Below are 24,792 nucleotides of genomic sequence, written 5' to 3' on the forward strand. Positions count from 1 at the left end.
TTTAAATTTTTTTCATATATTATATTACTGTAACTTAAAACTTGCCATATCATCATAGTAGGTTTTTTCCATGAAATCAGAGCTCATAATATTTAAATGTAAATCTATATTTTCAATCTTATCAATTTTATTATTTTTTAAATCCTCTCCAAGCAATCCCAATTTTACAAATCTACAGTTGCCTTTTAAAATAGTACCGCTGCTGTAAGCAGACATTGCAAAACCGTCTACCGAAAGCTTATCGGCTGCAAATATTATGTCGTCATCATATTTGTTTACCACAAAAAGATTTATATCATACCCGTCTATATCGCTTTTTCTGCCTCCTATGGCAACAACCTTCGCATACTCATTATCAAGGATAACCTGGTCTGATGTCTTGGGCTTTCGTTCATATTTTACAGCCTTATCCTTACCATAAGGGTATATATGAACTGTTTCTTTAGCTACACTATCTGCAAAATAGTTTTCCGCCTCAGTAACAAGAAAGGTCAGCTCTATATCGCTAAAAGCATAATCCTCCTCAGCTTCATCAAGCTCGCTATCTATAAAACATACAGATCCATTTGTTTGTTTACCTGCAGGGACCGTACTATAAAGTGTAGGTATAAATTCTATCCCGTCAATAGAACCGGAAACTACTGTAAAGGTTAAATCCTTATCTGAAGTTTTATTCTCCAAATATACATTAAATCTATGTTTCCATATCGGATCTTCTTCAATTCCAGTGATTTTAATAATACACTCATCATTATCCACTGCCAGCATCTCAGTAAAAGAGTAGTCCGGAGCTTTAGTCTTTTTATTATCTTCAGCTTTTTTATTTTCTTCTTTAACATCATCCTTTTCTTTTTTATTTTCCTTTGCAGATGATTTACTTTCACTTTTTGGCTTGGCAGATTCAGTGGCGGATTCCTTATCAGCACTTTTTGTACATGCCGATAGTGAAGTTATAAACATTAAGGCTGTAATTGCAACTAGAAAAATCCTTTTCATTATAATTTCTCCCCATTTTTATAAAAAATATATGCTGTTAAGCTTAATCCCGGTTGATTAATTAAAACCATAAAATTTTTGTGTGATTTTATAGCACAGTACAGAGAATTTTCTGCCAAGCTTAAAGGGTATATTTACCCCTTGTCCCAAAAATCCCCATCTCAGCCTTAAAAACAGTCTTATATTCGACCTCCTGAGGTATCTCCACAGCTCTTTTTTCTTTATAAGATTATCTTTATCCTCCGACTTTATTGCAAGTATAGAACATATAACCATCATTATCTCAAGATAAAGCACCATATATTTCCTAAGCTTGTGATTTTCAATTTTATAGGGATTATATGCATCCAGCATTAACTTTGTAACCTTAATCTGCTGATCTATCCTTCCGATCATAACCTCCTCATTGACTGACTGATCATCTCTGCCTATAAAATACCTGTAAAAATTTAAATCCATATAATATAGCGTTCTCACATACGGAAGCGGATAATATACAAATATATTATCTACATAGAAAGTATGTTTAGGAAGCCAAAGCCCACATTCTATAAGCATCTTCCTCCGATAAATAACCGAGTGCATAAGTATGTACTGTCCGGGCAGAAAGGTTCCTATGTCATCCCATGTCAGTATACGGTCCTTTTCAAGAACCCTCCTGTAATTCATCACTTTCTTATGCTGGGCTCCCTCCTTTTCATATACAAAATTGCTTATAAGAAGATCCAGTTCCGTATCACTTTCATTTATAAAATATCTAAGCTTCTCAAGTATAAGTGCGTAGGATTTTTCATCTACCCAATCATCCGAATCAACAACCTTAAAAAACTCTCCTGTGGCAGCCTTAAGCCCCTCATATACGGCATCTCCATGTCCTCCGTTTTCCTTATGCAGGGCACGGCATATACCCGGATATTTAGTTTCATATTCATCAGCTATCTCTGCAGTATTATCCTTAAAAGAACCGTCATTCACTATAAGAATTTCCACATCTTCCCCGCCTTTAAGAAGGGAATCAATGCATTTTCTCATATATTTTGCCGAATTATAGCACGGCACCGCTATACTTAGTATTTTCATATCATTTCCCTCCCAAAAACAACATCTTTGTCGACTTTAATTCTTATCAGGTAAACAAGCCCTGCTATAGACATTACCACCGATATCAGTACATAAATTACAAAACCGATACTTGCAGCACCTATATCCTCTGTTTGAAGTTCTTGTCCGCTCATCAGTACAAGCTGCGGCAAAAGCACTACAGATGTGTTTGCAGCCATATGATAAGCTATACATAAAAATATATTTTCTTTTTTATAATAAATATAAGCAAGAACAATACCTGAAATCGAGGCATAAATTCCTTGTACTAAATTCCCATGTAATACTCCAAATAGAATTGATGATGCAATGATCGCAGATATATTTCCGAAATAGTGTCTCAAACGTCTATATACAAGCCCCCTGTATATAACCTCCTCAACTACCGGAGCAATAATCGCTACAACAAGTAACTGCAATCCTAAGCTTGCATTATCTATACTATCTTTAAGTTCATCAAAATTTTTGTCTTTTATATCAAACTCGTTAATAAAATAGCTAACTGCTATATTCAGTGTAAAAGCAAGTGCGATGCCAAGCAGTATAATTATAATATAATCTGTAATTGTTGTTTTCCTTACAATAATACCGTCATTAAAATTCCATCTTAATCTATCACTTATATAAAGCCCTGCCATTAATGGTAAATATATGACAGCTGCAATCCCGGAAAACAATATGGTATTTTTTAAAGCTGCATTTGTAACTACATACAATGTTTCCAAATAGTCGCCGTAATTTCCATCAGTTACACTATAAAAATACACTGACATCAAGATTAAAAGTAAAAACGCATGTACCGTACCATACAGTAAAGCGGGGTATAAAGAACTCCATAGTTTTTTTAAAAGCCCCATACCGTAAATTTAACCTCCTTGTTCTGACTTTATTTTCTCTTATTTGGTTATTATACATAATTTACAGGCTTTTGACCACTTTTTTTTACCATAGCATAATAACTATCCGGCATAAGCTATGCAACAATTATATAGTACAAAATATTTTATTGATTAAAGATACACAATATGTTAGAATCCTCTCTGTTGACTATTCTTAACTGTTAATATTCATTTTATATCTGAAGTAATTGACAGGCTGTATACCCGTAACACAGGGCTTTATAAAGACTCAAAGACAGATATATAAAAAATGCATAAGAGTAGCACAAATTAAATGAGATTTTCATACTATAAACACTTAATCAGTATTTATAGTAAAATACTCAGTTGTAAGCAGATATGCCATAAGGTAAAAATAACAATCAGTTCGCAATAGACAAAAACTGCCCGTATTATAAATACAAAGGGCAGTCTGCATAATGAATGGAGATATAAACTATGCCAAAAAAAAGAGTTGTTGTATCAATAGGACATAAGGATTTAGGAACCACTTTCCCTGAACAAAAAAAAGCAATTGCAAAAACTTCAGAGGTACTTGCAGAGATTGTGCAGGACGGATGGCAGCTTGCCATAGTTCATTCAAATGCACCACAGGTGGGTATGATACACACTGCCATGAATGAATTTGCAAAAATCCATGACGGATATACAAATGCTCCTATGAGCGTATGTTCTGCCATGAGCCAGGGTTACATAGGCTATGATTTGCAAAACACTCTCCATAGTACCCTGCTTTCAAGAGGGATCTATAAAACAGTTTCAACGCTTCTTACTCAGGTTACAGTCAATCCTTATGATGATGCATTTTATACACCTGTAAAGATAATAGGCAGAATAATGAGCCTTGAAGATGCAAAACTTGAGGAAGAAAAGGGTAATTCTATAATTGAAATCAAAGGCAGAGGATTTAGGCGTATAGTTGCATCACCAAATCCTGTTGCAATAGTTGAAATTGATGCTATAAAGGCACTTCTGGATGCCGACCATGTGGTAATAGCCTGCGGAGGAGGCGGAATCCCGGTTATCAAACAGGGCGGGCAGCTTAAAGGTGCTTCCGCCGTAATTGAAAAGGACCTTGCAGGCGGTCTGCTTGCAAGAGAAATTGATGCCGATCTGTTTCTAATATTAACTTCTGTTGAGCATGTATCTTTAAATTACGGAACTTCCGATGAACAGCCTGTTTATAATATAACGGCAAAAAAAGCGGAGAAATTCCTTCAGGAAGGACATTTCGAATCCGCTTCCATGCTCCCGAAAATACGGGCAGGTATTGATTTTATAAATTCAGGCAAAAATCGCCGTACTATTATAACCTCTATTGACAAATATCGTGAAGCTCTTAAAGGAAAGGCGGGCACCGTCATTTCATAAATTATAATATTATTTTAGTATTTATTTTTTTACTTTCCTTAAGTATATATACCAGTAGAGCAGCCCTACAAGAGTACCGCCAATAAGATTGCCTATTGTTACCGGAAGCAGGTTTTTAAGCAGAAATGAGGAAATGTTTAATCTGTCAACCTCTATACCTTTTTCAACTGCAAGCCTCAGATATTCCGGATTCATCTTTGCTATAATTCCTGCAGGAATATAATACATATTTGCCACACTATGCTCAAATCCTGATACTACAAATAAAAGTATAGGGAAAAATACTCCTGCTATCTTGTCTGCCGTAGAGTTTGCAGACAGTGCTATCAGAACAGCTATACACACAAGAAAATTACAGCCTATTCCAAGAAACAGCCCCTGTGAAAATGAAAGAGATGTTTTTTTCACGGCTATACTTATAGTCATAACAGCGAGTTTACTATCGTAAAGTGAAAGCTGTTTTGAGGCTGAGGCAAGTAAAGCTATAAGTACTGAACCTATAAGGTTTCCTATATATACTATAATCCAGCATTTAAGCATACTTGAAAACTTTATTTTTTTATCAAGAAGTGATATCACTATAAGGCTGTCCCCTGTAAACAGTTCACAACCTGCACATGAAACCATTGAAAGCCCTGCAGGAAATACAACTGCTGAAATAAGCTTTGCAATTGACGGATTTTCTATTGTCGCTATCGCCGCATTGGCACCTACCCCTGCCAATGCAATAAAAAATCCTGCTATAACTGCAAGCAGCAGAGTTTTTAAAAACGGTGTATTTACCTTATTTTCCCCTAAGCTAACATACTTTTCCATAACTTCCTTAGTTGAAAGCATAAACCCCCCTTTATAAATGCAGTCCCGATACGACTGCATTTATTTTATTTAAAATAAATTTAATCTGATAAATACTATTATCAATAAAAAGGGTAAAATGTCAATTGGCATAATAATACATTAATTAATTATAATAGACTTTATACTGTAATATTTTCAAGTTTGAATTCTACAATTTTACCTAAAGCCTCAATACCAAGTTCAACCTGCCTGCCTATCCTGCCTGCACTGAATATTATTTTATCAAAATCAGAAGCGGATTTGTCCACTACCGTAATAAACTTTTTTTTCATACCTATAGGAGAACAGCCTCCATGCACATAACCCGTAAGGGGCAAAAGTTCCTTGGATTTAACCATGCTTACACTTTTTTCACCAACTGACGAAGCCGCCTTTTTTAAATCAAGCTCCTTATCGGACGGAATCATAAATACATAATATGTTTTACTTTTTCCCACTGTTACAAGAGTTTTAAAAATCCTCATGCTGCCAACATTTAAAATCCGTGCAACTTCGATACCGCTTAAAGCCTCTTTATCAGTATAACAATAAGCATCATACTCTATCCTATGTTTATCAAGTATCCTCATAACATTGGTTTTTTCCTCTGTATGTACAGCTTCACCTTTATCTTCATTTCTTTTCATATATACAATTTCTCCCTGCCGATATTTTTAGCATATTTTTTCGATTTTCATGTACTGCTTTTAACAAATATAATCCTGATTAAAATATCCCGCCGCTTTTGGGAATAAATAAAATCCTGCCATAAAGTAAGCAGGATTTTATCGGTTTTATATAAGACTATAATGCATTAAAGGATTTAATCCTTCGCTCAGCTGGGCTAGTTGGATTTGAACCAACGAATGCAGGAGTCAAAGTCCTGTGCCTTGCCGCTTGGCGATAGCCCAATAAAATATAATAAAAAAGCTGCCTCAAAGGACAGACACAGAGTCAAGCAATACTTCAGGCAAATATAAGCAGTTTCACCCGCATAATACATCTTCACTGCCGGAATATATAAAAAATAAGACCCGAACCGGATTTTGCCATAACCCTGCCAAGGGTGGGTGAAGGGATTCGAACCCTCGACCTCCAGAGCCACAATCTGGCGCGCTAACCAACTGTGCCACACCCACCATATGATAAAGCAAACAGCATACACCGCTGTAAGCAGGTGATGGGAATCGAACCCACATATTCAGCTTGGAAGGCTGATGTTCTGCCATTGAACTACACCTGCATATACGAGCCTGAAGGGATTCGAACCCCTGACCCTCGGCTTAGAAGGCCGATGCTCTATCCAACTGAGCTACAGACTCAAATAGTTTTTAACACTGCCATTTATAAAAATAAAAAAGCCGGTTAATGCTCAATCACATATACAGGCACACATTTATATAATAAGACAGCAAAAATCGGGGTGACAGGATTCGAACCTGCGACCCCCTGGTCCCAAACCAGGTACTCTAGCCAAACTGAGCCACACCCCGAAAGTAACTTATTTTAAAATCGCCGCCGCTTAGCTGATTTCAACGCATAAGCACGAACACACGACATTATACTTAAGACAAGCCCTTATGTCAAGGGCTTTTTAAGTATTTACAAAACTATTTTGATAAATCTATCACCGTATGTTCATCATCCAGAAATTTAAGCACTATTTTAGGAGTATCCGGGGGGTCTATATTCATAACCATATAAGTTCCTATATTTCCCCTCTGCCTCGGATATGATATACTTCCGGGATTTAATATTATTATACCGTTTTCATTTTCATAATGTGGTACATGAGTATGACCGTACATTACTATATCATAGTCCTTTGATATCGCCTCATCTTTAAGGTGCTGAGTTCCTGCATATACACCGTGGCGGTGTCCATGTACAAGAAGGATTTTATATTTTCCTATATTTATCTCTTTTCTCTCATCAAGTGTCGCTGAAAAATCATTATTTCCCTTTACTGTAAAAAAAGCGGTCTTTACCTTAAGCATCTGTTCTATCCTTTTTTCACTTCCAACAGTATCTCCCAGGTGTATAAGCATATCTACAGGTTCTTCTATACCGATGACCTTTCTAAGAACCTCGTCTCTGCCATGAGTATCACTTACAATTAAAATCTTCATCATCTATCAGGACCTTCTTCCAGTTTCCTGTTAAGCATAATCTTCATCTGTCTTAACGCCTTTCCTCTGTGGCTTATTTTATTTTTTTCCTCTATACTAAGCTGTGCACAAGTCTTTCCATAGTCGGAAATATATACTATAGGATCATAACCGAATCCTTCCGCTCCCAGAATTTCATGTGATATTTTTCCTTCAAGTGTCTGTGTGGTTTCAAGCACTTCTCCATCATCCATAATACAGCATATAGCACTTACAAACCGTGCACTTCGCATATTATCAGGTACATCTTTTAAAAGCTCCAAAATATGCAGATTTTTAGCCTCGTAAGGAGTATCCTTTCCCATATATCTTGAAGAAAAAACTCCCGGTTTTTTTTCAAGATAATCAACCTCAAGCCCCGAATCATCTGCCATAACTATTCCGCCTGTTATATCATAAACCGCAGTTGCCTTTATAAATGCATTTTCTTCAAATGTGCTGCCGTTCTCATCAATATCAATATCAACTCCGGCATCTTTCATGCTTATTATCTCATAGGCTGAATCTTTAAAAATCTCTTTTATTTCATTAAGTTTGCCCTTATTTGAAGTGGCAAAAACTATTGTTTTCTTATCCATCTGTTTATTAAATACCTGTAATTTTATATTTTACATTTTTATATTTTTTTCTTAGGAGGCTTAGCACCCATATACTGATAAAAATAGGTCTTCATCATACCGTTGTAAATCTTCCTGTTTTTATCAGCTCTTTTACCTATGTACTTTTGAGTATCCTCCCATGCACTTATTATATACATAGACCATGAATCAAGCGCTGCGTATCTTTTACCAAGTGCACTGTAAAGTTCCACAAGCTCCTCCCTCTGCCCCAGCCTTTCACCATAAGGCGGATTCGTAATTATAAATCCGTATTTTTTTGAATGTGAAAGTTCCTTTACATCTCTTTGCTGAAAATGTATTTTTTCAACCACTCCTGCTCTATGTGCATTAAATCTTGCAGCCTTAAGCGCCTCAGCGTCTATATCAAAGCCCTGTATATCAGTCTTTACATTATAATCTATCTCTTCATTTGCCTCATCTTTTGCATCTTCCCACATATCAGGGCTTATTATATTATCCCATGACTGTGATATAAAGTTCCTGTAAAGTCCCGGAGCTATATTCATAGCCATAAGTGCAGCTTCTATAACAAAAGTCCCGCTGCCGCAAAAAGGATCAATCAGTATCCTGTCAGACTTCCACGGTGTAAGCATTATAAGTGCAGCCGCCAGAGTTTCAGTAACAGGCGCTTTTACCGTCATAACTCTATATCCTCTTTTATGAAGAGATTCACCGCTTGTATCAAGTCCTATTGTTACAATATCGTCTACTATGCTTACTCTAAAAGGATACAAAGCCCCCTCCTCGGAAAACCAGCTTATATTATAAACTGATTTAAGCCTGTCGACCATCGCTTTTTTTACAATTGACTGTATATCCGAAGGAGAAAAAAGCTTGCTTTTTATAGAAGCAGCCTTGCTTACCCAAAACTTTCCATCAGGCGGTATAAATTCTTCAAGCTTGGCAGCCTTTACATTTTCAAACAGCTCATCATAAGTTCTCGCCTTAAATTGAGCAACATTTATCATAACTCTTTGGGCGGTCCTGAGGCAGAGGTTTGCACGCACAATCGTCTCATCATCTCCTTTAAAATATACTCTCCCGTCAATAGTCCTTGTAACATCATAACCTATATCATTGATTTCTCTCTTAAGGACCGCCTCCATACCAAAATGACACGGAGCATAAAGCTCATAAATCCTACCCAAGTTCTATCTCCTTTATAAAGCTGCATGGTGCATCTTCGTCTGTAAGCGGATATATTGTAAATCTGCTGCCATCAAGGACTGAATATGAAGGAGGATTGCCCCCTTTAGGTATAGATGTCGAACCGGGATTTAATATATATATTCCATCTTTACATTCTGCCACAGGAAGATGTATATGACCGGATATAAAAGCTTCACCCTTTTTCATACAAGGAAGGTTTTGCGGACTGTATATATGACCGTGTGAAGCAAAAAATGTTATACCATTTAATATATAAACTGAATAATCGGACATTATAGGAAAGTCAAGCACCATCTGATCCACCTCAGCATCACAGTTGCCCCTTACTGCATAAATACTGTCTTTATATCCGTTAAGTATTTCTATTACCTCCTTAGGTGCATAATCCCTCGGAAGATCATTTCTCGGTCCATGATACAGCAAATCTCCAAGCAGTATAAGCTTATCTGCACCTGAGTTTTCAAATTTCCTTGCAAGCATTTTTGCATAATAAGCCGAACCATGTATATCCGAAGCAATAATATATTTCATACAAAAGCCTTTCTTGTTAAACACCCGACCGTAAGACTTTTATACTTTAAAAGCCTTACAATCAGGTGTAATTATAACTGTATTTTAAAATTATATTGTTTATTTTTCTGCCAGAAAATCCAATGCATACTGTGCATATAATGCAGTTCCTATCTCAAGAGCATCCTCATCCATCTGGAAACGCTCATGATGATGAGGGAAATTGGCCTCTTTAGCATCATTGCGTATTCCAACAAATGCAAAACAACTTGGAACGCTGTCAGCATAATAAGCAAAGTCCTCAGCACCGGTAGTTCTTTCCATAAGGTAAACACCTTCTTCACCAAGGATTTTTACAACTGATTCCCTTGCACGCCTTGAAGCATCAGGATCATTAATTGTAGGAGGTGTCTTTTTTTGATAGTCGAGCTCTATACTTGCCCTATAAGCCGAGGCTATATTTGATGCCACTCTTTCAATTTTTTTATCAATATCATTCCATATATCTTTGCTAAAGCATCTTACAGTACCGCTAAGCACAGCTTTGTCAGGTATTATATTAAATCTTGTTCCTGCGTTAAAAGTACCTACCGTTATAACAACCGGCTCAATCGGATCCATCTCACGACTTACTATAGGCTGAAGATTCATAACTATTGAAGAAGCTGTAACAATAGGATCTATGGTCTGATCCGGCTTTGAAGCATGCCCTGATGAACCCCTTACTGTAAGGGTGTAAAAATCGGCACCTGCCATCCTAGGACCGGCTTCAACCGAAACCTTTCCTACCGGCACATCGCTCCAAAGATGTATACCGAAAGCACCGTCCACTCCTTCAAGCACATTGCCTTTTTCTATCATTATTCTAGCACCCTCCGCAATCTCTTCAGCCGGTTGGAAACACAGTACCACAGTCCCAGACCATGAATCCTTTGTTTCATTTAATATTTTTGCCGCACCTATAAGCATTGAAGTATGTCCGTCATGTCCACATGCATGCATCTTTCCCTTATTTTTTGAAACATATTCATGTGTATTTTTTTCCTCAATCTCAAGTGCATCCATATCGGCACGCAAAAGTACGGTTTTTCCCTCGGCTTTGCCATGTATTCTTGCAACCACTCCTGTATCAGCCACAACTTCATATTTTATACCAAGTTTATCAAGCTCCTGCCTTATCTTCTTTGAAGTTTCAAATTCATTCAGACTTGACTCCGGATACATATGAAAATGCCGCCTAAGCCCTACTACATATTCCGATATGTCATGTGCCGCTTTTCTGATATTCATAACTTTACCCTCCTTAATCTTAAAGCGATTTAATTAGTTTATTTTTATATCGGAAAACCGATATATTCGCATATTATTATACATTAATACATGCAGTAAATACAGCAGTATTTACAATGAAATTATGACTAAATCATAGTTTCATCAGACTGCTTTATATTGGCAAAAAATCGCATATAATGCCATGAAAATAACATGAAGCATCTGCGATTTTAATGCGGTAAACACCTAAACAGTGTTTTCCTGACTTTATATATATTATTTTATTTAAGCATACCTGCAAACACTCCACCGATTATAACAGAGGCAATTGTAACGGATGTAAAACCTCCCACAAGCATCTTAGGCATCATTATCTGTGTAAGGTATTCTTTTTCATCCTCATCATCAGTAAGTGAACGTATAGCTTCCTCAGTAAGCACGAAATTGGGAGGAAAACCGTAAAGTGCATTCATTGCTATGGATATGGACATAGGTATGGACTCTTTAAGTAGCTTTCCTGATATAACAGAAAATATTACAAGCCCTATAACACCTATAAATATAACTCCAAATAATGGTCCTGCAACCTGTAAAAGCATCTGCGGAGTTGCATTTTTAAGTCCGTCAAATATAAATGCCATAAGTGCAAGTATGGTAAGTCCGAAGCTTTCCGACTTGTTAAGCACCTTTCTGTCTAAAAATCCAATCTCAGCAAATATTACACCGAATATAAGACAAAATACAAGAGCATGTATTGAAAAACCTGCCTTCATACTCTTAAGCAAATTATTGAAAATTTCTGCACACTTTGCCGCAAGAAAAGCGGTAAATGCCAATTTAAGCAACATCATATATGTAGTATTGTACTGCTTAGGCATCTGCGGAAGCAGCCTTTTCTCAGTATATTTCTCTTCTGAATTTTTTCCGGATATTTTTTTATCTCCGGTTCCGGTATATTTTTTAAGCAAGTCCTTGCCCTCTTTTTTAAGTAAAATTGCCGTTATAGGATAACCTACAAAACCCTGTGCAACATAAACAAGTATTGCAAGAACTGAAAGCATCTCAAGCCCTTTTTCCCTCGCAGCTTCCTGCATGAGCACCGCTGCAACTATACCTCCTGTAAGCGGAGGTGCCCCAACCACAACAGTATCATATCCCAGCACAGCCCTGCCTACAGTAAGCAGTGCCACAAGTATGCCAAATACCCCTGCAATACTTATAATCACAGTTTTCCATTGACTTAAAAGCTCTTTTATGTTCATAAGACTGCCCATATGAGTAATTAAAAAATACATAGCAAGACCTGCAAACGGCTGTCCAAATGCCGCCGTGCTTACAATATCCTGTGGAAAAAATGTCCAGTACCCTATTAAAAAAAGCACTGCCGTTACAAATACTGACGGTACAAATGCCTTTGTCTTCATTGAAACAATCTCGCCTGCCACCATTGCAGCAAGTATACATAAAACTGCGGTTATTAAATCCATTTTCATATAAATTTCCCCTTTTATATTTATTGTTATATTTCAAATCGACTTTATTATTTACTGATACGGATGCCTTAAAAGTATAGATATTATAAATCAGCACCAGTTTTAAAAAGGCGACCGGATATATTCTCATAAGCCTGTATTATGTATATACACAGGGCTTTTGATAATTTACTATATGTTATACGATTTCACGATTTAAAGCAATACCTTATCGCATTGTATTGCAAATTTTTATCTATATTAAAACTATATTCTAAATTAATTTAAATTATTTTTCTTCAATATAAAATTTTCGACAATATTTATATGAATTTCATTTTGTTTTATGTTATTTTTCTGATATACTTATAAAGCAGGTATGTGTGCATAAATATATGCTACACATACTGCCGCAAGCGGTAAAAACTTGCTAAAATAATAAAATTGGAGAATAATATTATGAAAAAGAAGCAATTATTATTTGCACTTGGCGCTTTATCAATGCTCCTTTGTGCCACTGCATGCAGTACAGGATCAGGTAGCAGTACAACTACAAAGAGTGAATCAAAATCATCTGAAAAAGACGACGATACCTCTTCAAAAGAAGATACAGAAGATACAGATAAAGATGATGAAGATGATAAAGACAAAAAAAAGGAAGCTGATTCCGGTGATGATAAAGAAGATAAAAACAAATCATCAAAGGATTCTCAGGATTTAAGTATGGCTGTTCCGGGATATGCCGTCGGAGAAGTTCCTCCTGTACCTATCCCTGATGTGCCTGACCTTAGCGTTATGGAAAACCCTGAAGCGAAGATTACTTTAAATGACACAAAAAAACTCTCCTCAGTTCCCGGTATCACAATTACACCCGTCAAGGTTGAAAACGGAACAATAGTCAGCGGCAACACATCAGTTCAGCTTGACGAAAACGGCGGCGGGCAGTACACCGACGGAAACAAGACAGTACAGACGGATGGAGACGGCACCGGTCAATATGTAACTGATGATATAACTATACAAAAAAATGCAGACGGCTCAGGACAGTATATTGATAACAAAAGGGAAATAACCCTACAGGTCCATTCAGACGGCTCAGGACAATATAGCGACGGAATAAAGGATGTAGTATTTCAGATAGACTCAGACGGCTCAGGGCAATATGTCGATAGTGCAAATGAAGTTAGAGTAGTCGTTATGTCGAATGACTACACCTCATATACCGCTCCTGATATACGAATACTTCATAGAACCGATGGCAGCGGCTACTATAAAAATGAGAAGCTTGACCTTAAGGTTGAAAATGACGGAAAAGGCAGCTGCGTTATAAAACATGGTTCTAAAACTGTTACAGTTGATGCGAAACCTCTTGGAAAACCCGGAGTTTTTTCAAAACTTAAGCCTGTTCCGGCAATACCCGCAATTGAAGCAAACAGTGTTTTAATAACACTTGATTCAGGTGTGCTTTTTGATGTTGACAAATATAATATACGCCCTGATGCATATGAGGTGCTTACAAATCTTGCAGATATTTTAAAGGAAGCTGATATAAAGAAATTTCAAATTGACGGTCATACTGATTCAGATGCAAGTGATGAACATAACCAGGTGTTATCTGAAAATCGTGCTGCATCCGTAAAGAATTTCCTTGCAGAGCATGGAGTTACGGCAGAAATCAGTACAAAGGGATATGGTGAAAGCCGACCTGTCGCTACAAATGAAACTGCTGAAGGTAAGCAAAAAAACAGACGTGTAGAAATTATAATACCTGCATTTTAAAGATATCATAGCTCTAAAAACAAAGACTCTATAAGATAAATATAAAAATATTGATTTATTTTTAAGGAGCTGTAGAAAACTACCGTGTTACAATAAAAAACAACTCTAAAACCGGCGTTTTCCGGTATAGAAATTGTTTAAATTTGTTTTTTTACAGCTCCAACTCCTATTTTTAATATTTTATACTTGAAAAAACTATTAAAATAGTGTATTATATCAAATGTTAAAAACCACGGGATGTAGCGCAGATTGGTAGCGCACTTGACTGGGGGTCAAGGGGTCGCAGGTTCAAATCCTGTCATTCCGATAAGCTTAAAAAGCCTGATTAAACAATGATTGGTTCAGAGTTTAGTCAGGCTTTATTTTTTACTTTTTTCTTTTGGATTTAAAAACAGGTTCTATACATATGCATATTAACTGAACAAGAGCATATAAATAAAACAGCTTAACACTTATATAAAAAAAATCTCTCTAAACTCTTTACATTTTCATCAAAAGGTATATTATTAATAGTCGAAAACGGTTTGAAGTTATCTGAGAATGTTCAAAATATAACGGATATAGCTGATATATTTGCTACAAATGCCTATAAAAGCGGTAGCCGTTAAAAAACCGTTTTATAAAAACAATTTCAGTTTTAAGTTTAAATACAGCAGTATCGCTTTATTTCAAGGAGGTGTTTTTTATTTATGGAAGAGATTATAGGCAGGCTGTCTGAGATAGAATCTGCCGCATCCGCAATAATGGACGAAGCCGGCGAAAAGAAAAAAGCCATGTCAGATGAATTGGAAAGAATGAAAAAGGAATGGTCCGATAATCTTGAAAAGCAAACTCAGGAAAAAATCGAACAGCTTAGAAAGGAAATGGGAGCTGATATAGAAAACAGCCTTAAGCTGCAGAAAGAAAAGGCGAAGCAGTATATAAAAAAAATGCATGAATTATATAATGAAAATCATGACAGTTATGTCAACTCGTTATTTGATGAGCTTATAAAGGTGGCATTATGACATCTCTTATAGAATACAGCGCTATAAACACAAAAATTAAAGCAATGCAAAGCAGGCTTTTAAACTTAAATGACTATAAAAACCTTGCAGAATCAGCCAATGTTGCGGAGGCTGTATCAAAGCTTCAATATTATAAAAACTATTCAGTCTTTTTTAAGGATTTTCCAAATGATAAGCTGCATCGTTCTTATATAGAAAAACTGCTTATAAAAAGCAAATTTAATGATTTCGGCAAACTTTACAAATTTGCAGATTTAAAACAAAAAAGATTCCTTAATCTGTACTTTATGAGCTATGAGACGGAACTCCTTAAAAGATGCCTAAGAAACTGCCTTTCATACAGACCGCTTGATATTGATTTAAGTGAGCATAAGACCTTTTTTAACCGACATTCCAAGGTTGATTTTGAAAGCCTTATAAAAGCCGATTCAATTAACAGCTTTTTAGACAGTATAAGTAAAAGTATATACTATGCACCGCTTGAAGCGGTATATAAAAGCAGCCACTCATCTATATTTAACTATGAGCTGTGTATAGATATTCTATATTTTAAAACCGTATGGAAAAGCAAGGACAAAATGTATTCAAAAATGAATGTAAAAATTCTTGAGAAATTTTTCGGTACAAAACTTGATTTACTGAATATACAGTGGATATACAGGTCAAAGAAGTACTACAATATTTCAGAAGCTCAGCTTTATTCAATGCTTATACCCATATATTACAAACTTGATGAAACTGCACTTAAAAAGCTTATATCGGCAACTGATATTAATGATTTTTTAAAAATATTTGAAACTACTTATTACGGCATGATGTCAAAAAAAATATTATATGAAAAAGCTGATATAGAAAGTTTTTCGGCAGAGATTATGAGAGCTGTAAATCTTGATTCGGTGAGAAAAAATCCTTACTCGGTGGCTTTACTAAACTCCTATCTGTTTGAAAAAGAGGAAGAGATAAGCAGGATAATAAGTGTAATTGAAGCTGTACGTTTCGGCTATAATGCTGACAGGATAATGAGCGAGATATTAAATATAAATAAAAATAATAACGGCAGGAGGTCCACGGCATGATAGAAAAGATGCGTTTTTTAAGCATTACAGGTCCTAAGGAGGATATTGACAGAGTCATAGAACAATATATATCAAAATATGATATACAGCTTGAAAATGCCCTTTTTGAACTTAAAAATGTACGGGATTTACACCCCTATATTGATTCAAATCCACACAAGGAAACATACCTGCTTTCAGAGGAAATCAAACATAATTTTAAGGATACCAAGATAAGCAATGTCCTTGATTTAAGTGTAGCCGAGGCTGCGGCAACGGTAAATACACTTTATAATGATATTAAAAAATTACAGGATAAAAAGACCGAAATCGAAGCCAAAAAAGCTGAATATATGGACAGGCTCTCAAAAGTTGAGCAGTTTATAGGGCTGAATTACGATCTGAGTACAGTTTTACATTTTAATTTTATAAAATACCGTTTCGGCAGAATAAATCGGGAATATTATGATAAGCTCTGTGCATATATGGTTAATGATATCGATTCATTATTTTATAAATGTCAGGAGGTTGATGACTATATCTGGGGGGTCTATTTTGTTCCTGAAAGTGTCAGAAAAAAGGTTGATGCCATATACTCATCACTTCATTTTGAAAGATTTTTTATACCTGACGGATACACCGGTACTCCAAGGGAAGCTTCAAATGCACTTAAAGAAAAGATTGCGAAATGTGATTCCGATATTGAAACTATATCATCGGAGATTGTCTCAACACTTAATAATAAAAAAACCGAATTTCTTACGGCAAATAAAAGACTTAAAATCTTTACAGATAATTTTGAAATCAGAAGACTTGCAGCCTGTACAAAAGAATCTCAGAAAGTCTTTTACATACTCTGCGGCTGGATGAAAGAAGCAGATGCACTTTCTTTAAGCAAGTCCATGGAAGATGATGACTGTGCGTTCTGCATACTTGAGAATGACCATTCAAACCTTTTAAGTCCTCCGCCTACAAAACTTAAAAATAATGCTCTTTTTAGACCATTTGAAATGTTTGTAAGGATGTACGGACTTCCTGATTATAAGGAGCTTGACCCTACGGTGCTTATAGGTATAACCTATTCGCTGCTTTTCGGATTTATGTTTGCTGATGTAGGACAGGGAGCTGTTGTAATGTTTCTCGGGCTTTTTTTAGCTCATTTTAAAAAGTCGGATCTCGGAGCGGTACTTGCCAGATGCGGCATATTTTCAATTATATTCGGTTTCCTTTTCGGCAGCGTGTTCGGATTTGAAGATATTATAGATCCTTTGTGGCTAAGACCTGCCAAAGCTATGACCTCACTGCCTATACTTGGAAATCTTAACTCTGTATTTGTAGTTTCAATACTTTTAGGTATGGGGATTATACTTTTTACAATGTGCCTGAATATAGTAAATAAAATCAGATTCAGGAAAACCGGTGAGGCACTATTTGATCCAAACGGCATAGCAGGTATAGTATTTTACGGTTCATGTGCGATTCTTATTATTTTAGTAATGACCGGAAACAATCTCCCTGCTTCATGGATTTTTATAATCCTTTTTGTACTGCCGCTGCTGCTTATGCTTTTTAAAGAACCTTTAATGCATATACTTTTTCCTAAAAAAAAGAATACGGGTGAAAAAACCAAGGCTGTGATGTTTATAGTTCAGGGAATTTTTGAACTCTTTGAAGTGCTTCTGGGATATTTTTCAAATACCCTCTCCTTTGTAAGAGTCGGAGCATTTGCTATAAGTCATGCCGTTATGATGGAAGTCGTACTTATGCTTTCAGGCTATGAAAGTGGAAGCCCGAATTGGCTTGTGGTTATTCTCGGTAATATCTTTGTATGCTGCCTTGAAGGCCTAATTGTAGGAATACAGGTGCTCAGGCTTGACTATTACGAGCTTTTTTCACGTTTTTATAAAGGAAGCGGTAAAGAATTTATTCCTTACGGCAAATCAGAAGATTAAAATACCCGTACAGTACTTTAAACAATAATATACAAAATAAATCTATAAAAATAAAATTATAAAGGAGTTTTTTATGAATACAATCGCAAAGATAATTTTAAGCATGGCATTTATAGCAAGCAATGTAATTCCGGCAGCTGCATTTTGTGCCGGCAAAAAGACGAAATATCGTTTTAAAAAAGCATTGGCATTTAATATTTTCCTATTTGCCGCAACTGTTATATTTACAACCATATTTGCGTTTTCAGGAAACATATACGCAGCGGATACAGCAGCTTCATCAGGTACAATAGCTACAGGGCTTGGATACCTTGCAGCGGCACTTTCAGTAGGACTTTCCTGTATAGGCGGAGGTGTTGCAGTGTCTGCAGCAGCTTCGGCAGCACTCGGAGCGGTAAGTGAAGATTCAAGTATATTCGGACGTTCCCTTGTGTTTATAGGACTTGCCGAAGGTGTATGTATATACGGCGTAGTAATAGCGGTTATGATCCTGGGCAGACTGTAAGCTGTATTTAAACACATACATTTTTAAGAATTTATAAATCGGTATTTATGCCATTTGTGAGATGAAAGGAATTAATTTAATATGAAAATGTATCTTATAAGTGATAATATAGATACCATAGTGGGTATGCGTCTTGCCGGTGTTGAAGGCAGTATGGTTGAAAACAAGACAAGACTTAAGGAAGAACTTGACAGAATAGTCGCAGATAATGAAGTAGGTATAGTTTTGCTGATGGAAAAATTTTCAAAGGAATATCCTGAAATCGTAAATAAATATAAGCTTGAACACAGGCTGCCTCTATTTATAGATATACCCGACAGACATGGAACAGGCAGAAGCCCTAACTTTATAACCGATTATGTCAATGAAGCCATAGGACTTAAGCTTTAAAAGGATATTTCGCTTTGTAAGAAAGGATCAGGTTATGAATTTAGAAGATAAGCTTGCACATTTCAGCAAGTTCTGCATCACAGATGCAAGAAGCAAGGCAGATAAAATAATAGCAGATTATCAGGATGCACTTGATAAAGCTTTTGAGGAATATAAACATGATGAGAACCGGCGTGCAGCGATGCAGCTTAATATAGAGGCTGAAAAAATAAAGCGTGAAGGAAACAGACGTATATCAATTGAACAGACCGCTTTAAAAAAACAGATAGGCATGGAACATGAAAAATTAAAGGAAGCCGTATTTTGTGAACTTACTCAAAGACTTGATGAATTTATGAAAACACCTGCCTATAATAAACTTATTGAAGCCCAGATTCAGGCAGTACTTGATTTTGCAGATTCCGACACCGCTGAAATTTATATAGATCCAAAGGATGAGGCTATGCTTGACGGGCTTGTTCAAAAATATGGAAACATACTGAGGCTGAGCAAAGATTCATTTATGGGCGGAACAAAAGCGGTTATTGCGGCAAAAAATATACTTATTGACAATTCATTTGCAAAAAAACTGGATGATGCAAGAGAAAGTTCAAAACTGGAACTTGGGGGGGCATTTAATGGATAGTACTATGACAAATAAACTTATACACTCTGAATATAAAGAACCGCCTGAAGGTGCAGTATCCGGAATTATATTCTCAATAAACGGTCCTATCGTAAAAACAGAGGGCAATTCAGGTTTTTTGATGCATGAGATGGTTTATGTAGGCAATGAAAAACTTATAGGCGAAGTTATAGGCCTTACCTCACAGGCAAGTATTATAGAGGTCTATGAGGAAACCGGAGGCATAAAACCCGGTGAACTTGTAACAGGCAGCGGCTCTCCGGTAAGTGTAACTCTCGCTCCGGGTATATTAAACAATATATTTGACGGTATTGAAAGACCTTTAAGCGAGATTGCAAAAAAAGATAATGCCTATATAAGCCGTGGCGTAAATGTAGAATCACTTGATACAAAAAAGCTGTGGGACACCCATATTACCGTAAAAAAAGGAGATAGACTCTACCATGGCAGTGTAATCGCACATGTACAGGAAACTCCTGCAATACTGCATAAAGTTATGATTCCCCCTGACAAGGAAGGTACTGTATCCGAAGTAGTAAATGACGGAAAGTATACCATTAACGATACCCTTGTTAAAATCATACTTAATGACGGCAGCACTGAAAATCTTTCAATGACACAACACTGGCCTATACGGATACCCCGTCCCGTATTAAAAAGATTTCCGGCAAGTGTGCCATTAATCACAGGTCAAAGGATACTTGATACTCTTTTCCCACTGGCAAAAGGCGGTACTGCGGCAGTTCCCGGCGGTTTCGGAACCGGTAAGACCATGACACAGCACCAGATAGCAAAATGGTCGGATGCCGATATAATCATCTACATAGGCTGCGGTGAGCGTGGAAATGAGATGACACAGGTGCTTGAAGAGTTTTCAGAACTTACCGACCCTAAAACCGGCAACCCTCTTATGGACAGAACTTCACTTATTGCAAATACATCCAATATGCCTGTGGCTGCACGTGAGGCAAGTCTTTATTCAGGGCTTACTCTTGCGGAATACTACCGGGATATGGGATATGATGTTGCAATTATGGCAGATTCCACCTCACGCTGGGCTGAAGCACTTCGTGAGATTTCAGGAAGACTTGAGGAAATGCCTGCTGAAGAAGGATTTCCCGCCTACCTGGCTTCAAGACTTTCCTCATTTTATGAAAGAGCAGGTATGGTACAGAATTTAAACGGAACTGAAGGCTCGGTTTCAATAATAGGTGCAGTATCTCCACAGGGAGGAGATTTCTCCGAACCCGTTACTCAAAATACAAAGCGTTTTGTCCGCTGTTTTTGGGGACTTGATAAAAATCTTGCGTATGCAAGACATTTTCCTGCAATACAGTGGCTTACAAGCTATTCAGAATATTTAAATGAACTTGCACCATGGTATACGGAAATGGTTGACAAAAAATTTGTTGATTACAGAAACCAGCTTGTCTATCTGCTCGGACGTGAGGCTTCACTTATGGAAATTGTTAAACTTATAGGTGCTGACGTGCTTCCTGATGATCAAAAACTTGTACTTGAGATATCAAAAGTTATAAGAATAGGCTTTTTACAGCAAAATGCCTTTCATAAGGATGACACCTGTGTACCTATGTCAAAGCAGTTTAAAATGATGGATATAATACTCTACCTTTATCAGAAGGCTAAATCCCTTATACATATGGGCATGCCGATGTCCATACTTAAAGAGGACGGTATATGGGACAAAGTAATATCTATAAAATATGACATACCAAATGATAAACCTGATATGTTTGATGAATATAAAAAAGATGTTGATCGTTTTTATGAATCAGTTATTGAAAAAAATGCCTGATTTAAGAACTTGTTTTTTAAATATAAAATTATTTAAGGAGAATATATGTCGGTAGAATATCTTGGATTAAGCTCAATCAACGGTCCTCTTGCAGTTCTTGAGGGAGTTAAAGGAGCTGCTTATGATGAGATTGTTGAAATGGATGTAAAAGGCTCCCAAAAAAGACTTGGAAGGATAATTGAAATAAATAATGACAAAGCTGTAATACAGGTCTTTGAAGGTACTGACGGTATGGCACTCAGAAATACCCGTACAAGACTTACAGGTCATCCTATGCGTATAGGTGTGTCAACTGACATGCTTGGCAGGACTTTTAACGGCATAGGACATCCCATAGATGATCTCGGTCCTGTAAATTATGACAAACTTCTTGATGTAAACGGCAAACCGCTTAATCCGGTAAGCCGCAAATATCCACGAAATTATATACGCACCGGTATTTCTTCAATTGACGGACTTACCACACTTATAAGGGGGCAGAAACTCCCTATATTCTCAGGTAACGGACTGCCTCATGATGAACTTGCCGCTCAGATAGTAAGACAGGCTTCTCTTGGAGATAATGCCGGAAACGGTGATGATTTTGCAATAGTATTTGCCGCAATGGGAGTCAAACATGATGTCGCAGACTTTTTCAGGCGCACTTTTGAAGATAGCGGTGTAAGCTCACATGTTGCAGCTTTTATAAATCTTGCAAACGATCCTGTTGTAGAAAGGCTGATTACACCTAAAGCTGCACTTACGCTTGCGGAATATCTTGCTTTTGAAAAGGAAATGCATATACTGGTAATACTCACTGATATGACTTCATTTGCTGAAGCAATGAGGGAGGTTTCTTCCTCAAAAGGTGAGATCCCGTCAAGAAAGGGATTTCCCGGCTACCTGTATTCAGAGCTTGCCTCAATTTATGAACGTGCAGGCATAGTAAAGGATATAAACGGCTCCGTTACACAGATTCCTATACTTACTATGCCAAATGATGATATAACTCACCCCATCCCCGACCTTACAGGCTATATCACTGAGGGGCAGGTGGTACTTGACAGAGATTTAAATGCTCAATCAGTGTACCCTCCTGTAAGTATACTTCCTTCACTTTCAAGACTTATGAAAGACGGCATAGGCAAGGATTATACACGTGAAGATCATCAGGATGTGGCAAATCAGCTTTTTTCAAGCTATGCCAGAGTTCAGGATGCACGTGCACTTGCATCGGTTATAGGTGAGGATGAGCTCTCCGACACTGATAAAATTTACCTTGTCTTTGGAAAGGAATTTGAAGAAAGATTTATAAAGCAGGATTCAGATGAGAACCGTGATATATTTAAAACTCTAAGCATAGGGTGGCAGCTGCTCGGTCTTATCCCCAGGTCTGAACTTGACAGGATTGATACTAAAATACTTGATAAGTATTATGTACCTACATCTATTAATTCCGACAATGAAATAGTTGCAGTAGAAAAAGATAATATGCGGCTTTAATTTTATATTTTTAATTTTTATAAGCCGGCATAAACTGGAGGCTCTAAATTTATGAATACAAACACATTTCCTACAAAGGGAAATTTAATTGCCGCAAAGAGTTCGCTTGCTCTTGCAAAACAGGGCTACGGACTTATGGACCGAAAGCGTAATATACTTATACGTGAACTTATGGGACTTATAGATCAGGCAAAGGATATACAAAAAGAGATAGACACAACCTTTACTTCTGCATATGATGCTCTTATGAAGGCTACTATTGAGCTGGGACTTGATTTTATAAAGGATATTGCAGGCTCCGTTGATGTCGATGACGGTGTAAAGATTAAAACCAGAAGCGTTATGGGTACTGAGATCCCTCTTGTACAGTATGAAAAGCAGCCGCTTGATCTTGTTTATGCATACTATACTACAAGAGAGTCTCTTGATGTTGCAAGAGAAAAATTTCTTAAGGTTAAGGAACTGACTGTAAGACTTTCTATGGTTGAAAATGCTGCTTACAGGCTTGCCTCAAATATTAAAAAAACTCAAAAACGGGCAAATGCACTTAAAAATATTACTATTCCCAGATATGAGGCATTAAGTAAGGGGATTAGTAATTCTCTTGAGGAGAAGGAAAGGGAAGAGTTTACAAGGCTTAAGGTGATAAAAGAAAGGGCAAATAAGAAGTAATTGTAATTTGTGATTTATAATTTATGCCGGAGTATGAACGGATTTATGACCGGTTATGTTGGTGCGTTATATTGGGGGTATATTGGGTATATTAGGGTATGTTAGGATATGTTAGAGTTATCCGGCTCAGTTTTATACTAAACAGCGTACCGGAAGGTTCCCGGTAAAAATATAAACAAGAGTTACGCTAAAGCGTAACATAGTTTATATTTTTAGGGAACACTTCCGGTATATTCATACATCCGGAGAGTGTTATATGCTCTTAAAGATTGCTGAAACAAAAGGGGTATACAGGATTTACATATTATTATTAACCGGTTTTGAAGTTCATCAAAACTATAGTCTCCTTTAAAGCTATTCCTTCTTTTATATTACAGCCTGGTTTTATAGATCTAAGAGCTCGTTTCTTTACTCCTTCAAATAACATAATCACGGCACAGTATTTATATTATGACCTTTACCTCTAAAAAAGAGAAGCGGCAGTATACTGAAACTCTTTTAATTATATGGTTAGACTAACAGGCTTTATCATGGTGTAAAGCTCCCTTTGTAGTCAGAACCCAGCCGTTAGCTACAGTATAAAAAAGAAATATCAATATTACTTAAATCAATCAAAATAGTTCATCAATAACAAAATACCTTAAATACCAAAAAATAAGTGTCAGCAAAGTCGTAACTACAATAGTAATTCTTACAAGTCTTTTACCCTTTTTATTTTCATTATCCATTATATATCCTCCATATTTTAAGCAAATCTAATCCAATTATTTAAAATATATTTGAAAATCACTCATAGCATATATAAAAATTAAAATACCAGATATAAATGAAGTAATAATAAACGTATATACCGCCGTAATTATCACTGTAAATACATCTTCCTCTTTAAACATTGAACTTACCCTACCTTTCTGTAAATTAAAAATTATTCTCTTAATTTAAGATTATAACATATATTCTATTAAATATGAATATCTAGGCTTCTATGAGCTCCGGCTCTATATATGTTGTAATGCTGATTTTTCAATTTAAAACATCATTTCATATTTATTTTTATGAAAAAAATATAGTAAACCATTTGATTTACTGCCTT

At 36.4% G+C, this 24,792-nt stretch carries 22 protein-coding genes and 6 tRNA genes; 12 read left to right on the forward strand and 16 right to left on the reverse strand.

Annotated elements, in window-relative coordinates; genetic code table 11:
* Positions 1–24 precede the first annotated feature (24 nt).
* The 3 genes from HMPREF9333_RS00605 to HMPREF9333_RS00615 are packed head-to-tail and all read right to left on the reverse strand — an operon-like array spanning position 25 to position 2,954.
* Positions 25–996: a hypothetical protein gene (locus HMPREF9333_RS00605; protein ID WP_005539038.1), complete on the reverse strand. Its 972-nt coding sequence runs from the start codon at positions 994–996 to the stop codon at positions 25–27.
* 57 nt (positions 997–1,053) lie between these two features.
* Positions 1,054–2,076 carry a glycosyltransferase family 2 protein gene (locus HMPREF9333_RS00610; RefSeq protein WP_005539040.1) on the reverse strand — a complete coding sequence of 341 codons (1,023 nt, stop codon included), beginning with the start codon at positions 2,074–2,076 and terminating at the stop codon, positions 1,054–1,056.
* On the reverse strand, positions 2,073–2,954 hold the full coding sequence (locus HMPREF9333_RS00615; RefSeq protein WP_005539042.1) for a CPBP family intramembrane glutamic endopeptidase: 882 nt from the start codon (positions 2,952–2,954) through the stop codon (positions 2,073–2,075). Before HMPREF9333_RS00615 ends, HMPREF9333_RS00610 begins: the two co-directional genes overlap by 4 nt.
* 480 nt (positions 2,955–3,434) lie before the next feature.
* On the opposite strand from HMPREF9333_RS00615, the gene arcC reads away from it, so the two are divergent.
* The gene (arcC, locus tag HMPREF9333_RS00620; RefSeq protein WP_005539044.1) at positions 3,435–4,367 is read left to right on the forward strand and encodes a carbamate kinase; all 933 of its coding nucleotides are present in this window, start codon (positions 3,435–3,437) and stop codon (positions 4,365–4,367) included.
* Between the two features lie 21 nt (positions 4,368–4,388).
* Here arcC and HMPREF9333_RS00625 read toward each other — a convergent pair whose 3' ends face one another.
* The 13 genes from HMPREF9333_RS00625 to HMPREF9333_RS00685 all read right to left on the reverse strand — a co-directional run bounded on the left by HMPREF9333_RS00625 (position 4,389) and on the right by HMPREF9333_RS00685 (position 12,437).
* Positions 4,389–5,204, reverse strand: a complete 816-nt coding sequence (locus tag HMPREF9333_RS00625; protein ID WP_005539045.1) for a formate/nitrite transporter family protein — start codon at positions 5,202–5,204, stop codon at positions 4,389–4,391.
* A 140-nt stretch (positions 5,205–5,344) separates the two neighbouring features.
* Positions 5,345–5,851, reverse strand: coding sequence for a Cys-tRNA(Pro) deacylase (gene ybaK / locus HMPREF9333_RS00630; RefSeq protein ID WP_005539047.1), 507 nt, complete (start codon positions 5,849–5,851; stop codon positions 5,345–5,347).
* Positions 5,852–6,043: 192 nt separating this feature from the next.
* Positions 6,044–6,115, reverse strand: a tRNA-Gln gene (locus HMPREF9333_RS00635).
* Positions 6,116–6,269: 154 nt separating this feature from the next.
* A tRNA-His gene (locus HMPREF9333_RS00640) sits at positions 6,270–6,343 on the reverse strand.
* 33 nt (positions 6,344–6,376) lie between these two features.
* Positions 6,377–6,447: transfer RNA gene (locus tag HMPREF9333_RS00645), tRNA-Gly, on the reverse strand.
* A 5-nt stretch (positions 6,448–6,452) separates the two neighbouring features.
* Positions 6,453–6,526, reverse strand: a tRNA-Arg gene (locus tag HMPREF9333_RS00650).
* Positions 6,527–6,622: 96 nt separating this feature from the next.
* Positions 6,623–6,697: transfer RNA gene (locus HMPREF9333_RS00655), tRNA-Pro, on the reverse strand.
* A gap of 117 nt (positions 6,698–6,814) precedes the next feature.
* Positions 6,815–7,333 carry a YfcE family phosphodiesterase gene (locus tag HMPREF9333_RS00660; RefSeq protein WP_083816559.1) on the reverse strand — a complete coding sequence of 173 codons (519 nt, stop codon included), beginning with the start codon at positions 7,331–7,333 and terminating at the stop codon, positions 6,815–6,817.
* Complete coding sequence (gene rdgB / locus HMPREF9333_RS00665) at positions 7,333–7,950, reverse strand: RdgB/HAM1 family non-canonical purine NTP pyrophosphatase (protein ID WP_005539050.1); 618 nt, start codon at positions 7,948–7,950, stop codon at positions 7,333–7,335. The genes HMPREF9333_RS00660 and rdgB overlap by 1 nt, the downstream gene beginning before the upstream one ends.
* A gap of 38 nt (positions 7,951–7,988) precedes the next feature.
* Positions 7,989–9,140: a THUMP domain-containing class I SAM-dependent RNA methyltransferase gene (locus HMPREF9333_RS00670; protein ID WP_005539052.1), complete on the reverse strand. Its 1,152-nt coding sequence runs from the start codon at positions 9,138–9,140 to the stop codon at positions 7,989–7,991.
* Positions 9,133–9,693, reverse strand: coding sequence for a phosphodiesterase (yfcE, locus tag HMPREF9333_RS00675; RefSeq protein WP_005539055.1), 561 nt, complete (start codon positions 9,691–9,693; stop codon positions 9,133–9,135). The genes HMPREF9333_RS00670 and yfcE overlap by 8 nt, the downstream gene beginning before the upstream one ends.
* 99 nt (positions 9,694–9,792) lie before the next feature.
* Entirely contained in the window at positions 9,793–10,962 is a 1,170-nt protein-coding gene (locus HMPREF9333_RS00680; RefSeq protein ID WP_005539057.1) for a M20 family metallopeptidase, read from the reverse strand.
* Positions 10,963–11,225: 263 nt separating this feature from the next.
* On the reverse strand, positions 11,226–12,437 hold the full coding sequence (locus tag HMPREF9333_RS00685; RefSeq protein ID WP_005539059.1) for a hypothetical protein: 1,212 nt from the start codon (positions 12,435–12,437) through the stop codon (positions 11,226–11,228).
* A 438-nt stretch (positions 12,438–12,875) separates the two neighbouring features.
* Here HMPREF9333_RS00685 and HMPREF9333_RS00690 point away from each other — a divergent pair, with 438 nt between their 5' ends.
* The 11 genes from HMPREF9333_RS00690 (at position 12,876) to HMPREF9333_RS00740 (ending at position 23,699) form a co-directional block, all read left to right on the forward strand.
* Complete coding sequence (locus HMPREF9333_RS00690; protein ID WP_005539061.1) at positions 12,876–14,195, forward strand: OmpA family protein; 1,320 nt, start codon at positions 12,876–12,878, stop codon at positions 14,193–14,195.
* 233 nt (positions 14,196–14,428) lie between these two features.
* Positions 14,429–14,502, forward strand: a tRNA-Pro gene (locus tag HMPREF9333_RS00695).
* A gap of 382 nt (positions 14,503–14,884) precedes the next feature.
* Positions 14,885–15,202 carry a hypothetical protein gene (locus HMPREF9333_RS00700; RefSeq protein ID WP_005539063.1) on the forward strand — a complete coding sequence of 106 codons (318 nt, stop codon included), beginning with the start codon at positions 14,885–14,887 and terminating at the stop codon, positions 15,200–15,202.
* On the forward strand, positions 15,199–16,278 hold the full coding sequence (locus HMPREF9333_RS00705) for a V0D/AC39 family V-type ATPase subunit (protein ID WP_005539065.1): 1,080 nt from the start codon (positions 15,199–15,201) through the stop codon (positions 16,276–16,278). Before HMPREF9333_RS00700 ends, HMPREF9333_RS00705 begins: the two co-directional genes overlap by 4 nt.
* On the forward strand, positions 16,275–18,209 hold the full coding sequence (locus tag HMPREF9333_RS00710; protein ID WP_005539066.1) for a V-type ATP synthase subunit I: 1,935 nt from the start codon (positions 16,275–16,277) through the stop codon (positions 18,207–18,209). Before HMPREF9333_RS00705 ends, HMPREF9333_RS00710 begins: the two co-directional genes overlap by 4 nt.
* A gap of 73 nt (positions 18,210–18,282) precedes the next feature.
* Complete coding sequence (locus HMPREF9333_RS00715) at positions 18,283–18,714, forward strand: ATP synthase subunit C (protein ID WP_005539068.1); 432 nt, start codon at positions 18,283–18,285, stop codon at positions 18,712–18,714.
* A gap of 81 nt (positions 18,715–18,795) precedes the next feature.
* A complete protein-coding gene (locus HMPREF9333_RS00720) occupies positions 18,796–19,104 on the forward strand; it encodes a V-type ATP synthase subunit F (RefSeq protein ID WP_005539070.1) in 309 nt (102 codons plus the stop codon).
* Between the two features lie 34 nt (positions 19,105–19,138).
* Complete coding sequence (locus HMPREF9333_RS00725) at positions 19,139–19,729, forward strand: V-type ATP synthase subunit E (RefSeq protein WP_005539071.1); 591 nt, start codon at positions 19,139–19,141, stop codon at positions 19,727–19,729.
* Positions 19,730–19,733: 4 nt separating this feature from the next.
* Positions 19,734–21,545, forward strand: a complete 1,812-nt coding sequence (locus tag HMPREF9333_RS00730) for a V-type ATP synthase subunit A (RefSeq protein ID WP_005539073.1) — start codon at positions 19,734–19,736, stop codon at positions 21,543–21,545.
* Between the two features lie 45 nt (positions 21,546–21,590).
* Complete coding sequence (locus tag HMPREF9333_RS00735) at positions 21,591–23,027, forward strand: V-type ATP synthase subunit B (protein WP_005539075.1); 1,437 nt, start codon at positions 21,591–21,593, stop codon at positions 23,025–23,027.
* 51 nt (positions 23,028–23,078) lie between these two features.
* The gene (locus HMPREF9333_RS00740) at positions 23,079–23,699 is read left to right on the forward strand and encodes a V-type ATP synthase subunit D (RefSeq protein WP_005539076.1); all 621 of its coding nucleotides are present in this window, start codon (positions 23,079–23,081) and stop codon (positions 23,697–23,699) included.
* The last annotated feature ends 1,093 nt before the right edge of the window (positions 23,700–24,792 follow it).

Origin of the sequence: Johnsonella ignava ATCC 51276, assembly GCF_000235445.1 — a bacterium.
GTDB classification, from domain to species: Bacteria; Bacillota; Clostridia; order Lachnospirales; family Lachnospiraceae; genus Johnsonella; species Johnsonella ignava.

What these genes read in the sequence shown, in the direction of transcription:
- HMPREF9333_RS00605 (WP_005539038.1), bottom strand. Translation starts at nt 996, where the DNA reads ATGAAAAGGATTTTTCTAGTTGCAATTACAGCCTTAATGTTTATAACT.
- HMPREF9333_RS00610 (WP_005539040.1), bottom strand. Translation starts at nt 2,076, where the DNA reads ATGAAAATACTAAGTATAGCGGTGCCGTGCTATAATTCGGCAAAATAT.
- HMPREF9333_RS00615 (WP_005539042.1), bottom strand. Translation starts at nt 2,954, where the DNA reads ATGGGGCTTTTAAAAAAACTATGGAGTTCTTTATACCCCGCTTTACTG.
- arcC (WP_005539044.1), top strand. Translation starts at nt 3,435, where the DNA reads ATGCCAAAAAAAAGAGTTGTTGTATCAATAGGACATAAGGATTTAGGA.
- HMPREF9333_RS00625 (WP_005539045.1), bottom strand. Translation starts at nt 5,204, where the DNA reads ATGCTTTCAACTAAGGAAGTTATGGAAAAGTATGTTAGCTTAGGGGAA.
- ybaK (WP_005539047.1), bottom strand. Translation starts at nt 5,851, where the DNA reads ATGAAAAGAAATGAAGATAAAGGTGAAGCTGTACATACAGAGGAAAAA.
- HMPREF9333_RS00660 (WP_083816559.1), bottom strand. Translation starts at nt 7,333, where the DNA reads ATGAAGATTTTAATTGTAAGTGATACTCATGGCAGAGACGAGGTTCTT.
- rdgB (WP_005539050.1), bottom strand. Translation starts at nt 7,950, where the DNA reads ATGGATAAGAAAACAATAGTTTTTGCCACTTCAAATAAGGGCAAACTT.
- yfcE (WP_005539055.1), bottom strand. Translation starts at nt 9,693, where the DNA reads ATGAAATATATTATTGCTTCGGATATACATGGTTCGGCTTATTATGCA.
- HMPREF9333_RS00680 (WP_005539057.1), bottom strand. Translation starts at nt 10,962, where the DNA reads ATGAATATCAGAAAAGCGGCACATGACATATCGGAATATGTAGTAGGG.
- HMPREF9333_RS00685 (WP_005539059.1), bottom strand. Translation starts at nt 12,437, where the DNA reads ATGAAAATGGATTTAATAACCGCAGTTTTATGTATACTTGCTGCAATG.
- HMPREF9333_RS00690 (WP_005539061.1), top strand. Translation starts at nt 12,876, where the DNA reads ATGAAAAAGAAGCAATTATTATTTGCACTTGGCGCTTTATCAATGCTC.
- HMPREF9333_RS00700 (WP_005539063.1), top strand. Translation starts at nt 14,885, where the DNA reads ATGGAAGAGATTATAGGCAGGCTGTCTGAGATAGAATCTGCCGCATCC.
- HMPREF9333_RS00705 (WP_005539065.1), top strand. Translation starts at nt 15,199, where the DNA reads ATGACATCTCTTATAGAATACAGCGCTATAAACACAAAAATTAAAGCA.
- HMPREF9333_RS00710 (WP_005539066.1), top strand. Translation starts at nt 16,275, where the DNA reads ATGATAGAAAAGATGCGTTTTTTAAGCATTACAGGTCCTAAGGAGGAT.
- HMPREF9333_RS00715 (WP_005539068.1), top strand. Translation starts at nt 18,283, where the DNA reads ATGAATACAATCGCAAAGATAATTTTAAGCATGGCATTTATAGCAAGC.
- HMPREF9333_RS00720 (WP_005539070.1), top strand. Translation starts at nt 18,796, where the DNA reads ATGAAAATGTATCTTATAAGTGATAATATAGATACCATAGTGGGTATG.
- HMPREF9333_RS00725 (WP_005539071.1), top strand. Translation starts at nt 19,139, where the DNA reads ATGAATTTAGAAGATAAGCTTGCACATTTCAGCAAGTTCTGCATCACA.
- HMPREF9333_RS00730 (WP_005539073.1), top strand. Translation starts at nt 19,734, where the DNA reads ATGACAAATAAACTTATACACTCTGAATATAAAGAACCGCCTGAAGGT.
- HMPREF9333_RS00735 (WP_005539075.1), top strand. Translation starts at nt 21,591, where the DNA reads ATGTCGGTAGAATATCTTGGATTAAGCTCAATCAACGGTCCTCTTGCA.
- HMPREF9333_RS00740 (WP_005539076.1), top strand. Translation starts at nt 23,079, where the DNA reads ATGAATACAAACACATTTCCTACAAAGGGAAATTTAATTGCCGCAAAG.